Genomic DNA, 14,686 nt, shown 5'->3' with positions numbered 1-14,686 from the left:
GGCGGGCAGCGGCGGGCAGCGGCGGGCAATGACGGGCAGCGGCGGGCAGCGGCGGACAGCGGCGGGCAGCGGCGGGCAATGACGGGCAGCGGCGGGCAGCAGCCAGATGCTCTTCCTATCCTGCAGCAAATAACAAAAAGCCACCCCCGCATAACACCGGCGGCAGCTAAAAGACCCTCTTATTTTACATTTCCGTCACAAGCCGCTGTATTCAGCAAGCCCATCCTTTACTCTGCGCCCCACACCTCTTCAGCGATTTCCCGGATCAGGTTGAGCTTCGCCCACTGCTCCTCTTCAGTCAGGAGATTGCCTTCTTCGGTCGAGGCAAAGCCGCATTGCGGACTTAGATACAGCCTGTCCAGCTCCACATACTGTGCTGCCTCACGGATTCGCGCGAGGATGGTTTCTTTGTTTTCCAGCTCGGGTGTTTTGGATGTTATCAGGCCCAGCACAACTTTTTTGTCCTTACCCATGTAACGCAAGGGCTCGAAGCCGCCCGCTCTTTCCGAGTCGTACTCCAGATAGTAGGCATCTACATTCTGCCGAGCAAAAAGCGCCTCTGCTACCGGCTCATATCCCCCATAGGTGGCCCAGGCTGAACGAAAATTCCCGCGGCACACATGCGTCGTAAGCCTCAGGTCTTCCGGATGGTTAGCCAGTACCAGATTATTGATTCTGAGCTTTTCTTCCTTCCGCTGCTCATCGGTGCTTCTGTCTGCGTCAAATGCTGTGGAGCGCCCCTCAAAAAACTGTCCCCAGGAGCAGTCGTCCAACTGGACATTCCGGCAGCCCGCTGCGTACAGGTCGGAGATGACGGTTCTATAGGCCGCTACAATATCCCGGATCAGCCCTTCCCTCTCCGGGTAGACATGATTTGTATTATCCAGATTGGCTGGAGAGACCAGATGATGAAAGAACTGTGTTGGCGAAGGGATCGTCTGACGTACAATAATCCCTTCGCCCGCAATACTTTTGACAAACCTGAAATGCTCCAGAAACGGATGATCCTTCCCGCTGATTTTCCCCGTCAGCTCTGCAGATTGTGACCGCGCCGGTGTTCCTTTGAACACATTTACCGAAAGGCTTTCCGTTTGGGCTACCCCCTGGAGACCCCAGAAAAAATCAAGATGCCACCAGCTTCTGCGGAATTCGCCGTCTGTAGCCACTTTTAGCCCGGCCTGCTTTTGCTTGTGCACCAGTTCAATAATGCACTTGTCCTCTACTGCCTTTAGCTCTGTCAACGGGATTTCTCCGCCTGCATACTTTTCTCTGGCTTCCTTCAGCTCAGCAGGCCGCAGAAAGCTGCCTACGATATCAAAACGAAACGGTGCTGCGTGGGCTATGCACATTGTACTTCCTCCTTTTTCAAACACCAGCATTCTCATGTGTTTTATCAATATTAGTTCAAATCTAGCCGCAAATATAGGAAAAAGCGGAACCACAAACAGGCCAACCGGAAGATCCGGCTGACCTGAATGACATGTAGCCCGTAATGCAGAATATGCCGGGCCGGCTGAGTACAAGTGATTATTTTAGATACCCTCTGGTAAAAGCAATCGAACCGTCAAAATCCACATATACACCCTGAACAGACGGGCTCTTTAGAACATCTGCAACATAATAGTACAGCGGCAGGATAACCATTTCATCGATCAGCAATTTCTCGGCTTTGGCGTACAGGCGCATCCGGTCAGCGGGCTCCTGTTTTTGCCGTGCCTGCAGGATATAGCTGTCATACAGCTTATTGCTCCAGCCCGAATCATTGTCTGCACTCGAGGATGTGAAATATTCCAAAAACGTTGCAGGGTCATTGTAATCCGCCCGCCAGCCTGCTCTTGCCACCGTATAGTCCTGGCTGTAACGGTTATCCAGCAGCTCGCTCCAGCTCTGAACCTCAACATTCGCCTTGATGCCCAGCTTTTCTTTCCAGCCGGAAACGATGATTGAGGCAATCAGATCATGTCTTTGCTCAGCATTCACAATAATATTAAATTCCGGCAGGCTTTTCAGGCCCTCTTCCTTTAGTCCCTCCTGCAGCAGCTTTTTGGCTAATTTGATATCTTCTTTAAAATATCTGGAATCTGCAATCTCTGAGCGGAAGGATTGTTTTGCCCCAGAAATAGCCGGAGCAACATCCCCATAAGCCGGAATGCCATAAGGCAGCCCTTCACGGTCCACCGCCATTGCCAGAGCTTTACGTATCTTAACATTATTAAATGGAGCTTCGTTCACATTAAACTGATAATAATATAAGCCTGCGTACGGATAAGTATATTTTTCAATATCGTTTTCAGAGTTAGTTATGGAATCATAATAGTCAATAGCCGTATTCTCGCCGCTCCCGATCCAATCAAGATTGCCGGCCAGAAAGGCTGCTGTATTCGAAGGCTCCCAAGCCGCCGGTTTAAGAAAGTGTACCTCGGAGAGCTGAATCTCCTTAGCTGCGTAGTACCCGGCATTCTTGACCAGAACAATCTGGTAGGCATCCCAGGCTGCCAGCTTAAACGGGCCGTTGGTTACAATAGCCTTGGCACTGCCAGCCCATCCAGTGTTAGCTTTGACCGCAGCAGTATTAACCGGCAGGTAAATATTCTCGGCAAGCATCTGAAGGAAAGTATAGTCCGGAGCAGCAAGCGTCACCTGAAGGGTATGGTCATTCAGCGCCTTAATCCCTACTTTGGAGGCATCCTTCTGCTTACCGTTGTGATAGCTCTCCGCCCCGGCGATCATATACATTTTGAAGGCCAGGCTGTTATAAGACTGCGGAGACAATGCCCGCTTCCAGGCATATTCGAAGTCCGCGGCCTTAATAGGCTGCTGGTTGCTCCATTTGGCGCTGGTCCGCAGGGCAAAGGTGTATGTTTTGCCGCCATTGGATATTTTCCAGGACTTCGCTATGCCCGGCACGGCCTGTCCCTTCTCATTCAAGCGGACCAGACCCTCGAACAGGCCCTTGATGACCGATGACTCCGTATCGTTGACAGTAAGGGCCGGATCAAGCAGCCCCGGGATAACGTCCACGCCAATTCTGAACACCTGCTTGCTTCCTTCAGCCGAGACCTTTCCCTCTTGCGTTAATCCCATGCCCAATATCAATCCCATTGCTAAAAGTACATGAAGCAGCTTCTTCATCCACGATTCTCCTTTTTTCCTGTTAAATCAAACCAATACTTCCATCTTATCATGTAACTCCACATTCAGATAGAAGAACAGCAAACAGCCCTTCACAAGCTCTAAGAACTCGTGAAAGGCTTCGAAGCAGTTATTCAAGAACCGTCTATTTCCCGTAGCCGTTCATCTGCAGCCAGGAAGCGCAGGCGCCGGTCCAGCCGCGCGTATGCGGCTCCTCTTCAGCCAGACCCAGGCCATGTTCACCATGGGCATACACGTGCAGATCAAACGGAATCTGGCAGCGGCGCAGCGCTGCGGCAAGCAGCAGGCTGTTCTCCACCGGTACAGCGCCGTCATCCGCAGTATGCCAGAGGAAGGCAGGCGGTGAATCAGGCGTGACCTGCAGCTCCCCGCTTAAACGGCGGATCAGCTCCTCAGGCGGATTAGCACCCAGCAGATTGTCTCTGGAGCCTTCATGTGTCACACCATCCATCATGGATATGACCGGGTAGCAAAGAATAGAGAAGTCCGGACGGCAGGACTCCCGTTCGAGCGCCTCCTCTGACTCCTTGTTCCCTCTGTCAAACAGTCCGGATACCGTTGAAGCAAGATGCCCCCCGGCGGAGAAGCCCAGTATGCCGGCTTTTTGCGGATCAATTCCGAATTCCTCCGCACGATAACGGATTGTACGCAGCGCTCTTTGAGCATCCAGCAGGGCGTTCGGATACTGGTAAGGAGCCACTCGGTAACGCAGCACAAAAGCGGAGATTCCAAGTAGGTTCAGCCACTCGGCTATCGGCCCTCCTTCATGGTCAGCCCGCAGCCGGTAAGCACCACCGGGACAGATCAGCACTGCAGCATTATTGCTTCCTTCCGCCAAATAAGGCGTAATTGCCGGGCAGTCCTCATCACTTGTACCCTGCGCCCCCGGAGCGCCATCCGGCCATAATAACAACGTTTCCATCTGCATCCCTCAAGCTTTCCTACTATAATAGAATAATGAGTCTACATAGATTGAATGCTGGTCTTCTCTTATTTATGTATGTTCTGAGTTCAATCTATATCGGGAGTTACCTAACCCACGACTATTAGTCTATCAAGCCCCTATAATTCATGCAATCCGCTTACAATAACATCTGCCCCGCTTAATGCCTCAGGCCTTCCGGTTCCGACGACCTGCATTCCTGCCGCTTTACCTGCAGCCACGCCTGCTTCGGCATCCTCAAAGACAACACACTCATACGGCTGCAGACCCAGTTCCCGGGCAGCTGTCAGAAATACCTCCGGGTCCGGCTTGGCTCTGGATACCTTGTTGCCGTCAACAACAGCATCGAACAGTCCGGCAATATTCAGCTTATCCAGAATGAACTGTGCATTCTTGCTGGCTGAGCCGAGGGCGATGCTGATACCGCAGCCGCGCAGCCTGTTCAGATACTCTCTAACGCCAGGAAGCAGCTCTGACTCCTCTAACCGGGAGATGTAATCTACGTAAAGACGATTCTTTTTATCCGCCATGGCAAGCTTCTCATCCTCCGTGAATTCCAGCCCGCCAATATCCAGCAGAATATCAAGCGATCTCATCCGGCTCACACCCTTAAGGCGTTCATTATCCGCTTCAGTAAAATCAAAACCGAGCTCTGACGCGAGTGACCGCCAAGCCAGATAATGATATTTGGCAGTATCCACTATGACTCCGTCCAGATCAAAGATGGCACCCTTCATTTGCTTCAGCATGCTATTATCCGGCATACATTCATGACCTCCTGTTGTAACTTTATATTCAGATTCACCAGCCGTTATTCAGCAGCACCGGCATTGTCAGCGGCACCTGCAGCACCCGCCGTCCGCAGCGTCAGCATAGCTCCCGGCTGGCACAGCTGATCCCTGCTGACGCATCCGCTTACCTTAAGCGCCTCCCTGTTCCCGGCGGCGGCACTAACGGTTATCTCTTCCCGGCTGACCCTCAGCCGGAAGCTGTCTCCGCGCAGGCTCAGCGGCACTTCCACCGCTGTCCACAGCTCTGGCAGTGCAGGCTGCACCGACAGCACTTTTCCGGCAAACAGCACGCCGGCAAAACCGAGCACCGCCGCCATCCAGGCTCCGCCGTTTGCCGCCGGATGTGTTCCGCCGATATACAGGTCTCCGACATACTGCTTGGATTCCCCGGTCAAGTCTACTGTTGCGGTACGCATAAAGTAAGGATACCCCCAGTCAGGCGATCCGATATCGGCTGCCACCAGCGCATAGATACAAGGACTCAGGCTGGAGCCATGCTCCGTCCGCGGCTCGTAATACTCCCAGTTGGCCTGCTTGACCTCTTGGGAGAAGGTGCTTTTGAACAGGTTCAGCATCAGCACCACATCCGCCTGTTTAAGAATGGCGGTCGTAGTCGCCAGCCCGTTTCCGCCGCCCAAATATTCATTCGGGTGAATAACCCGGGCTTTAAGCTCTGCCAGCGGGACATCCTCCAGCTTAAAATAGCGGTCGAACTGCTCGATAAGCAAGGTGTCCGGATCAGGCTGCGGAACATATAAGCCATCCAGCATTTCCCGGAACTCTTTCAGGAACGGCCCGCCGGCAAACCTTCCGGCCAGCTGCTCATACCGCTCCGGATATTTAGCCCGCACCAGCTCTGCGCTCTCTAGAGCAACCTCAAGTGTCTGCCGGACAAGAGCATTGGTAAAAGCATTGTTATTGACCCGTTCATGGTATTCATCAGGACCGGTAACATCCAGCATCTCGTAGCGCCGCTTAACCGGATTATAGCAGGCATAGGAGTAAAAGAACCGGGCACATTCCCAGATCACTTCTGCTCCGCCGTCAGCCAAGAGACTGTCATCTCCGGTAAACGCGACATACTGCCAGATTCCGTGTACTACATCAGCACTGATATGCACCTGTTTATCACGGAAGTAGGTGCGCATCGGCCGACCGGTGAATACATCGTTTACGTTGAACAGCGTGCAGGCATCATCGCCTGTATCCTGGCTCTCCCAGGCGTAAAAGGCGCCAAGATACCCATATTCAGCAGCCTTCCGCCGCGCGCCGTCCAGCGTATGAATACGGTACATCAGAAGATTGCGGGCCGTGGCAGGGTCACTGTGCAGGAAAAAGGGCAGCATGAACATCTCTGTATCCCAGAACACTGCGCCTTTGTATACCTGGCCGGACAGCCCTCTGGCTGGAATAGATACCTTCTCCGACTGTGTCGGTGCAATGATCAGCAGCTGATAGATGCTGTACCTGAGCGCAAACTGTGCAGCTGCATCCCCTTCGATCACACAGTCACTCCTCCTCCAGCGTTCCGCCCAGGCTTCACGGTGTGCTGCAAGCAGTTGTCCATAGCCGGCTGCTTCCGCCGCAAGGACATTTTGCACGGCCGACTCGGCAGGCTCACTGCAGTCCAGCTCCGTGTAGACAGCTGCGTATTTATACCATTCATAAACCTCACCAGCCTTGACGTCAAAAGCAATGAACCTGCGCGCGCCACCCTCTCCTGACGTTTCCCCCGCCTCAAAATTGCATGTTGTCATTTCTGCTGCCGCCACCTGCAGGCCAAGCTCACCGGTAACGGCTTCAGCCAGAAGCACGCCCTTCGTATGCCGCTCCTGCAAGCCGTACAGATGTGGGCCGTTAATATCCCACACCTCACTGTCAATGCCTGTCTCCAGCTCAATCCGGCAATCCGCCGTAGCAGCCAGGCTAAGCCGGGACACCAGCACATGCAGCTGATCCATGCTGACGAAGCGCTCGGCGGTAAAGCTCAGCTCGCCCCCGCTGATGCCATACACCGTCTCACGCTTATGCAGCGCACAGGAAATATCCAGCTCCTGACTATGCGACAGCGGCTCTGCGTCAAGCACGCCCAGCCGTTCACCATTACAGCTAAGCCTTGTAAACAAAGCGTTCGGCGCGTTGACCGGCTCGCGCCACTTCCCTCCGGCCTGATCGTATACGCCGGCCAGGGTGACTGCGGCAAGCTGCTCCTTGCCGAATTCCTCCAGCGTTCCGCGGAAGCCCATATATCCGTTGCCGGTCATATATTTATTGCCGCCTGTTATAACCTTCTCCGCACTGAATTGAAGGTCCTTGACTATCCAGCTCATCCGGCCACCAGCCCTTCAGCGAGCGGGAGCATTACATTGTCAGGGCTTATGCTGACACGCTGTCCGTAAACCATAATTTCAGTGCATCCTCCTGAAACGGCTTGTAACTGCACACCCTCCTGCGCGACAGCCAGACGGATCAGCACTCCTTCATACTGTACATGGAAGCTATAGGACGTCCAGCGCTCCGGCAGCGACGGACTGAAGCTGAGGAGCTCCCCGTCTGAACGCATACCGCCGAATCCGTATACGATGTTCATCCACGCCGCGGCAATCGAGGTGGTATGCAGACCTTCACGGGTGTTGCGGTTGTAATTATCCAGATCCAGCCTGGTGGCAAATTCAAAGAACCTGTATGCCTCCTCATGCCTGCCGATTTCACTGGCAAGAATGGAGTGAATCGACGGTGACAGCGAGGATTCATGAATACAGCGCGGCTCATAATATTCATAATTGGCAAGCTTGGCTTCCCTGGTGAATTCACTGTTGTACAGGAACATGAACATCAGTACGTCAGGCTGCTTAATCATGTCGTAACGGTACAGGCGGTCGTAGGACCAATTCGAATAGAGCGGAAAATCTGTTACCGGAATAGAGTGAATATCCATATGCGGCATATCAAAAAATCCGTCATGCTCCTCATATACCCCGCTGGCCGGGTCAGCAGGGATCTTCATATGCTCCGCTTTATGTGACCAGTCAATAAGCTCTTCTTCACGCAGCGCGGTCAGGGCAACCAGCTCAGCGAACTGCTCCGGCACAGACCGCCGCATTTCCTCCAGTGTATCATTAGTGTACTCAAACAGCTTTTTGGCCATCAGATTGATATAGCAGTTGTTATTCACCATCAGCTGGAATTCATCCGGGCCCATTACGCCAAAATAACCGTATTGCCCGCTGCGCGCGCCCCACTGTCCGCGTGTCGCATAGAAGCGGCTGATCTGAATCAGCATCTCGGCGCCTTTACTATACAGAAACGCCTTGTCACCCGTATTTTTCACATAATGCCAGATACCGTAGGATACAGCCGTTCCGACATGCAATTGCAGATTGGAATGCTGCCACAGATCACAGCTTTCCGTTCCGTCAATGGTTGCAATCGGATAACAGGCGCCTTCACAATCCACATCCCCGGCCCGCAGCATCGCCTCCGGCAGTGTCTTGTAACGGAATTCAAGCAGGCTACGGGCCGCCTTCGGATTGTTGAACATATAAAAAGGCAGGCAGTACGACTCTGTATCCCAGAATGCCAGTCCCCGGTAAGCTTCTCCGGTCAGCCCCTTCGCTCCGATGTTATAGCCCGGATGATCGCCGTGGTACGTCTGGTACAGCTGGAAAATACAGAAGCGTATACCCTGCTGGTTCTCCTCATCCCCTTCGATAGAGATATCGCTGGTCTCCCAGATCCCGTTCCAGTACGCAGCCTGCGCAGCAAATACATCATTCGTCTCAAGCCCAGCCGCTTCTACGGCAAGCTGTATGCCCTTCTCCCACAGCTCCTCTGGAGTAAGTACCTTGTCTGTGTCCGCATAGTTGACGGCAAGCTTCGTATAATGAATCCTTTCTCCTTCTATTAAAGAAAGTGCAAAGGACTGGCCCGCGAACCGGTCACGCTCTACCGGATACGGGTTCAGTTCAGCTGCTGACTGCAGGACAAAACCGGAGAACAGCCTGTTGCCGGTGGTCAGTGTTTCCGCCATAATTGCTGTAATTCCCTGCGCAGAAGCGCTATGCAGGCTTTTCCACATGCTTTGTCCGCGCTCCTCATGGACCGCCCCGAAATCAAGCCCTGTAAGCACCTGCACCTCACCCGAGAAATTAAGCGGCTCAAACGCCACCTGCTGCAGCCCGAGATGTGACATCGTCATGCTGACCAGCCGGGTGAAGGTTACCTTCAGCTCTTTGCCGCCTTCCAGCAGCCATACGAATTCACGGCAATAAGTACCGGTGCGGAAATCCAGCCTGCGGCGGAAGTTCTTTACCCGGCTATGTGCCAGATCCAGCTGCTCACCGTCAACCGTAATCCGTGTATACAGCCAGTCCACCGCATTCACCATATAACGCAGCGAGCGGATAATTCCTTTATAATGGTTGCCGATAGCGTGCTCTTCATATAATCCGTTAAAATAGCTGCCCAGCAGCATATCCCCCGAGTAGCCTTCTTCCGGATAGCCGCGCACGCCCATATACTCATTGCCCAGCGAAAAGATCGACTCCGATACCCTGTTCCGCCCCGGATCAAACCCTTCTTCCATTACCGACCACGGATCTACCTTTAAATATTTATCCGCTACTTTAGCCATGTCTGATTCTCCCTCTCCGTTTATTGATGCCCAACTCCAGCGTACCTGTCATGCGTCTGGGGGCCAATGTCCGGCTGTAACGGAGTTATGTGCATTTTTACGGAGTTGAATAAATTCCACAGTTCACCATATAATCAATACTAAATGTCTCTTTCCCGGAAAAAAGCATGAAAAAGCCGTTTCCCAACAATTGTGCAAACTGGGAAACCGCTGTTATAATAGACGTTAATTATGGATTTTCCACCTGAAGGGGCATAAAACATATTAAATCTCACACAATTGAAGTGAAAATTATCACAATGTTATAAATTCGACACTTTTTCGCGAAATTTTTTAACCATAAAGAGGAATTTACATGTATAATTAATTTAAAATTTACTGAAAAACTGAGGGAATAAAGGGGATGTCGATTATGATAAAGGAACATTACAATGTTATCGAAGCCCACGGAAATACAAACTGTTTCTCCGAACAGAATTTCAACAGACTTCTCGTTACAATGAAGGAACGTATGGTCCCTGAAGGATCACACCTCTTCTGGGAAGGCGACTACTCGGATAAATTGTTTTATATCAAACGTGGACGCGTGAAGCTGACCAAATCTACTGACGAAGGCAAGGAACTCATTCTTTATATGTATCAGGCTGGTGATATGGTAGGTCAGGCTGACCCGTTCTTCAGCACGAAGCATAGCTTCACCGCCGAAGTTATTGAAGAAAGCGAAGTTGGTGTAATCGAACAGAAGGATCTGGAAATTCTGATCTGCCAGCATTGCGATTTCGCCATTGACTTCATGAAGTGGATGGGTATTCATCACCGTCTCACACAGACGAAATTCCGTGATTTGATGATGTACGGCAAACCGGGCGCACTTTGCTCCACTCTGATCCGTCTTGGCAACACCTACGGTGAGAAGAATGGCGACAACATTCTGATCAACAAAAAGATTACGCATACTGACCTGTCCAACATGATTGGCGCTACCCGTGAGAGTGTCAACCGGATGCTGAGCGATTTGCGTAAAAAAGATGCTGTTGAATATGAGAATGGTATGATTGTCATTAAGAACCTTGGCATGCTGCAGGAAATCTGCCATTGCGAGATGTGTCCGAACGAAATTTGCCGGATTTAATTTCCTAGTAATAATACCCTCTATTCTCCTCATTGAAACAGTTCTGGCCCAAATATTATTTAATAACAAATAGAGTGGTCAAAGGCGCCGTGCAGGCGTCTTTTTTTCTGCCGTCAAAAGCCGCCGGCCGCAGATTTAGTAACAAAAAAACTGCCCTGAAGGCTAATGCCTCAGGACAGCTTATCAGTACTGCCTTAATGTTTGCTGAAGGTATTGCGGACGGGAGAGATGAGCCAGTAGGCTGCACCGACGAACAAGCCGCCTCCGATGATATTGCCAAGCGTAACCGGGATCATGTTATGCAGCCAGCCGGCTACGGTAACGGTCTCAGGGTGGTTAGGCAGCAGAACTGCTACACTTAGCAGGGTCATATTGGCTACACTGTGCTCATAGCCGCTGGCGATGAAGGCGAACAGGCACCACCAGATCAGCATCAGCTTGGCAGCCTCGCTTTTAGCACGGGAGGACATCCAGATGGCCAGACAGACAAGCCAGTTACAGAGGATGCCGCGGAAGAACAGCTCCGAGAAGGGCAGCGTCATTTTTTTGGCAGCAGCAGCGAAGATCAGATGCTCCGCAGGAGCTGCCTTGAATAATCCGGTCCCCTGGATCAGCAGAGCCAGGATAACAGCACCGCCGACGTTGCCGATAAAGACGATGACCCAGTTCTTGACCGTGTCCCATACTGAGGTTCTTCCTGCAAGGGTACTGACGGTAAAGAACATATTGTTCCCGGTAAACAGCTCCGAGCCGGCAAAGATGACCAGGGTCAGGGCGATTCCGAAGGAGGCGCCCATTACGAGCGGCTGGAACGGCGATTTAACCGCCGCCAGCGGTGCTCCCAATGAGAAGATAAGAATAATTCCGATTCCGACGTATGCCCCTGCGAGCAGCGCCGCTAAAAAGTACCGCGGCAAATTTTCATTCATTTTATCCCGTTTGCTGACTGCTGCCTCTACGATGTTCTCGACGCTTTGCGTAAACATCTCTCCACCCCGCCATTTCTTATCTTAATTTAGCTTTGAATCAATGTACCCTGCAGGGTAACTTTAACACTTTCCCCGTCTACAGTAACCGGGAATGTGGCGACTCTTCCTTTGTCGGGAGCCTGAACCTCTCCGCTGCGCAGATCAATTTTCCAGTCATACAGCGGATCGTACAGGTAATGCCCGGACACAATTCCTTCCGCGAGCGGGCCGCCCTTCGGATGAGGATTCTTGTTCTCCACCGCGAAAATCCGGCCATCCGAGGTTTTGAACACAGCCAGCTCCACCGGACCGCAGCCGACTACACGCCCGATCTGCGGCAGGAAATGCTGAACCGTCCCTATCGTATACTCATGGTTTGTGTTTTCCATTGTTCTCTCTCCTCCTGGGCTTTTTATTTTAGTGCTGGGCTTTTTCGAACAGGGCGCTGCGGGTGTCTTCTTCCTTCAGCATTTTTTTCCATGGATCGGATACCTGGGCCAGGGCAAAATCAATCCGTGCCGCAAGCTCCTTGCGGTTCTCCTCGTTGTTCAGAATCACGCTCTGGATTTGCTCAAGACCCATGCGTTCTACCCATTCCGATGTTCTTTCCAGATAGTTGCCTGTTTCACGGTAGAACTGCATCACAGCCGAGCATACCTCTACCAGTTCCTCATCTGTCTTCACCTTGCAGAAGGCATCTGCAATACGCGGCTTGATACCGCCGTTACCGCCGATGAACACTTCCCAGCCGCCGTCGTTGCCGACGATTCCGATATCCTTGGTGCATGATTCCGCACAGTTACGCGGGCAGCCGTTAACCGCCATTTTGAACTTGGCAGGGAAATCAAGACGTTCGTATTTACGTTCAAGCATCGCCCCTACACCCATGGAGTCCTGTGTACCAAACCGGCAGAATTGGTTGCCGACGCAGGTTTTGACGGTGCGCAGCGATTTGGCGTACGCGTAACCGGAAGGCATATCAAGCTCTTCCCACACTTTTGGCACATCTTCCTTTTTGACACCGATCAGGTCCAGACGCTGTCCGCCGGTTACCTTAACTACCTTCACATCATATTTCAGGGATACATCGGCAATCCGCTTCAGATCCTCCGGTGTAGTTACACCGCCGTACATACGCGGAACAACTGTAAAGGTACCGTCCTTCTGAATGTTCGCACTCATCCGTTCGTTGACAAAACGCGATTCCTTCTCGTCCTCATGCGTATCCGGATAAATCATGCCGAGGTAATAGTTGACGGCCGGACGGCACTTGGAGCAGCCTTCAGGCTGTTTCCACTCCAGCACGTTCATAACTTCCTTAGTCGTTCTGAGTCCCTTAGCTGTAATCTCAGCAACAATTTCATCACGGCTGAGCGGGGTGCAGCCGCAGATACCGGCTTTGGCACTCTCCTTGAAGCTGTCACCGAGCACGAATTGCAGGATTTGTTCAACAACCGGCTTACAGCCGCCGCAGGAGCGTGTGGCTCCGGTGCAGGCCTTAATCTCATCAACAGTGGTAAAACCGTTCTCTGTTACCGCATCAACAATCGCCTTTTTGGTAACTCCGTTACAGCCGCAGACGATTTCTTCATCAGCCATCGCTTCCACGGACATACCTTTTTTGGCATTGCCGCCGCCGCAGCAGCCCGTTCCCATCACTTCGCTGTAGATATCATCAGTCATTTCGGTGCCTTGCTTCACAAGCTTCTGCAGATTCGCAGATTCGGTAACATCACCGAACAATACAGCACCGACAATGACATTATTTTTGAGCAAAATCTTCTTGTAGGTTCTCTTCCATTCATCCTTGGCCGAAATAACGGTATGCTCCGGTGTATCTGTAAACTCGCCTGCCGAAAAGACATCCACGCCGGAAATCTTCAGCTTTGTTGATACAACGGAACCTTCATAAGGCTGTGTTGCTGCTCCGCACAGGTGCTTCGCAAGCACCATACCCTGCTCGAACAGCGGAGCTACCAGACCATAGCAGGTTCCGCGGTGCTCTGTACATTCACCTACGGAGTAGACATTTTCCATTGATGTCTGGAGGTAATCATCGACAACGATCCCCCGGTTAACCGTAATGCCGCTGTCTTTAGCCAGCTGAGTGTTTGGCTTGATTCCGACAGCCATCACTACAAAATCCGCCTGCAGCTCCGAACCGTCGCTGAATCTGAGCCCGTTAACACGTTCATCACCGGTCAGTTCCGCTGTCTGCTTACCCATGGCGAACTTCACACCTTGACGGGTAAGCTCTGCCTGCAGCATTGATGAAGCCGTATGATCCAGCTGACGCTCCATCAGATCCTCCAGCAGATGAACTACGGTGACATCCATGCCGAGGTTGACCAGGCCTTTAGCCGCTTCAAGTCCGAGCAGGCCGCCGCCGATTACTGCTGCTGTACGGTACTGCTTGGCCGCTGCCAGCATTGCATCACAGTCAGCAATATCGCGGAAGCCGACTACACCTTCTTTGGTGCTGCCCGGAACAGGCAGGATGAAGGAGTTGGAGCCTGTGGCAATAATCACTTTATCGTAAGGAACAGCCAGTCCGTTATCAGCGATGACCTGCCGGGCTTCCTCGTCAATCTTTACTACCGTAGTTCCTGTATGCAGCGTAATATTGTTGTCTGCATACCACTGGCGGTCGTTCAGAATAATATCTTCAATACTTTTGCTGCCTTCAAGCACATAGGACAGCATGATCCGGTTATAGTTGGGGTGAGGCTCGCTGCCGAAGATCGTAATATCATAAGCGCCGCCCAGCTTCAAAATCTGTTCAATAGTCCCTACGCCTGCCATCCCGTTGCCTATCAATACTAGCTGTTTTCTCTCCACTCTCACTGTTAAAACCTCCCCAAAGCTCTTAAAATTCTTTGAATTTTATCTCGTACCTGAATTATACATTTTAAATTTGAACGGCATTTGTGATTACAATCACAATAATTGTGAATGTTTTCACAATATTACATGTCATGTAAGCTTACACAGGAATAGATAATTACTGATTTTTTCACAAAAAACAGCCAGATTCTCTATCGCCAATGAAGGCCATATAGAGAAATC

Annotated in this window: 10 protein-coding genes; 1 reads left to right on the top strand and 9 read right to left on the bottom strand. The window is 51.7% G+C overall.

All coding sequences use genetic code 11. The annotated features are described in order from the left end of the window. Positions 1-227: 227 nt before the first annotated feature. The 6 genes from BN3772_RS05175 to BN3772_RS05150 form a co-directional block, all read right to left on the bottom strand. Positions 228-1,349: a 5-methyltetrahydropteroyltriglutamate--homocysteine S-methyltransferase gene (locus tag BN3772_RS05175; RefSeq protein ID WP_042197381.1), complete on the bottom strand. Its 1,122-nt coding sequence runs from the start codon at positions 1,347-1,349 to the stop codon at positions 228-230. Positions 1,350-1,527: 178 nt separating this feature from the next. Continuing rightward, on the bottom strand, positions 1,528-3,132 hold the full coding sequence (locus BN3772_RS05170) for a peptide ABC transporter substrate-binding protein (protein WP_042197379.1): 1,605 nt from the start codon (positions 3,130-3,132) through the stop codon (positions 1,528-1,530). A 145-nt stretch (positions 3,133-3,277) separates the two neighbouring features. Then, entirely contained in the window at positions 3,278-4,075 is a 798-nt protein-coding gene (locus BN3772_RS05165) for an alpha/beta hydrolase (RefSeq protein ID WP_042197449.1), read from the bottom strand. Between the two features lie 140 nt (positions 4,076-4,215). Further along, on the bottom strand, positions 4,216-4,860 hold the full coding sequence (gene pgmB / locus BN3772_RS05160; protein WP_042197377.1) for a beta-phosphoglucomutase: 645 nt from the start codon (positions 4,858-4,860) through the stop codon (positions 4,216-4,218). Between the two features lie 47 nt (positions 4,861-4,907). Continuing rightward, positions 4,908-7,217: a glycosyl hydrolase family 65 domain-containing protein gene (locus BN3772_RS05155; RefSeq protein ID WP_042197374.1), complete on the bottom strand. Its 2,310-nt coding sequence runs from the start codon at positions 7,215-7,217 to the stop codon at positions 4,908-4,910. Beyond that, positions 7,214-9,520, bottom strand: coding sequence for a glycoside hydrolase family 65 protein (locus BN3772_RS05150; protein WP_042197371.1), 2,307 nt, complete (start codon positions 9,518-9,520; stop codon positions 7,214-7,216). The genes BN3772_RS05155 and BN3772_RS05150 overlap by 4 nt, the downstream gene beginning before the upstream one ends. 412 nt (positions 9,521-9,932) lie before the next feature. Between BN3772_RS05150 and BN3772_RS05145 the strand changes: the two genes are divergently transcribed. Next, positions 9,933-10,652: a Crp/Fnr family transcriptional regulator gene (locus tag BN3772_RS05145; protein ID WP_425280417.1), complete on the top strand. Its 720-nt coding sequence runs from the start codon at positions 9,933-9,935 to the stop codon at positions 10,650-10,652. Between the two features lie 194 nt (positions 10,653-10,846). Here BN3772_RS05145 and BN3772_RS05140 read toward each other — a convergent pair whose 3' ends face one another. The 3 genes from BN3772_RS05140 to nirB are packed head-to-tail and all read right to left on the bottom strand — an operon-like array spanning position 10,847 to position 14,464. Further along, on the bottom strand, positions 10,847-11,638 hold the full coding sequence (locus BN3772_RS05140) for a formate/nitrite transporter family protein (RefSeq protein WP_042197368.1): 792 nt from the start codon (positions 11,636-11,638) through the stop codon (positions 10,847-10,849). Positions 11,639-11,667: 29 nt separating this feature from the next. Then, the gene (gene nirD / locus BN3772_RS05135; protein ID WP_042178697.1) at positions 11,668-12,009 is read right to left on the bottom strand and encodes a nitrite reductase small subunit NirD; all 342 of its coding nucleotides are present in this window, start codon (positions 12,007-12,009) and stop codon (positions 11,668-11,670) included. A gap of 28 nt (positions 12,010-12,037) precedes the next feature. Continuing rightward, positions 12,038-14,464, bottom strand: a complete 2,427-nt coding sequence (gene nirB, locus BN3772_RS05130) for a nitrite reductase large subunit NirB (RefSeq protein ID WP_086074414.1) — start codon at positions 14,462-14,464, stop codon at positions 12,038-12,040. Positions 14,465-14,686: the final 222 nt, after the last annotated feature.

Origin of the sequence: Paenibacillus camerounensis (assembly GCF_000723885.1) — a bacterium.
Taxonomy (GTDB): Bacteria; Bacillota; Bacilli; order Paenibacillales; family Paenibacillaceae; genus Paenibacillus_AQ; species Paenibacillus_AQ camerounensis.
This window is presented reverse-complemented; position numbering and strand designations above follow the sequence as displayed.

Excerpts from the sequence above, each read along its gene's own strand:
- BN3772_RS05175 (WP_042197381.1), bottom strand. The coding sequence starts at position 1,349 with ATGTGCATAGCCCACGCAGCACCGTTTCGTTTTGATATCGTAGGCAGC.
- BN3772_RS05170 (WP_042197379.1), bottom strand. The coding sequence starts at position 3,132 with ATGAAGAAGCTGCTTCATGTACTTTTAGCAATGGGATTGATATTGGGC.
- BN3772_RS05165 (WP_042197449.1), bottom strand. The coding sequence starts at position 4,075 with ATGGAAACGTTGTTATTATGGCCGGATGGCGCTCCGGGGGCGCAGGGT.
- pgmB (WP_042197377.1), bottom strand. The coding sequence starts at position 4,860 with ATGCCGGATAATAGCATGCTGAAGCAAATGAAGGGTGCCATCTTTGAT.
- BN3772_RS05155 (WP_042197374.1), bottom strand. The coding sequence starts at position 7,217 with ATGAGCTGGATAGTCAAGGACCTTCAATTCAGTGCGGAGAAGGTTATA.
- BN3772_RS05150 (WP_042197371.1), bottom strand. The coding sequence starts at position 9,520 with ATGGCTAAAGTAGCGGATAAATATTTAAAGGTAGATCCGTGGTCGGTA.
- BN3772_RS05145 (WP_425280417.1), top strand. The coding sequence starts at position 9,933 with ATGATAAAGGAACATTACAATGTTATCGAAGCCCACGGAAATACAAAC.
- BN3772_RS05140 (WP_042197368.1), bottom strand. The coding sequence starts at position 11,638 with ATGTTTACGCAAAGCGTCGAGAACATCGTAGAGGCAGCAGTCAGCAAA.
- nirD (WP_042178697.1), bottom strand. The coding sequence starts at position 12,009 with ATGGAAAACACAAACCATGAGTATACGATAGGGACGGTTCAGCATTTC.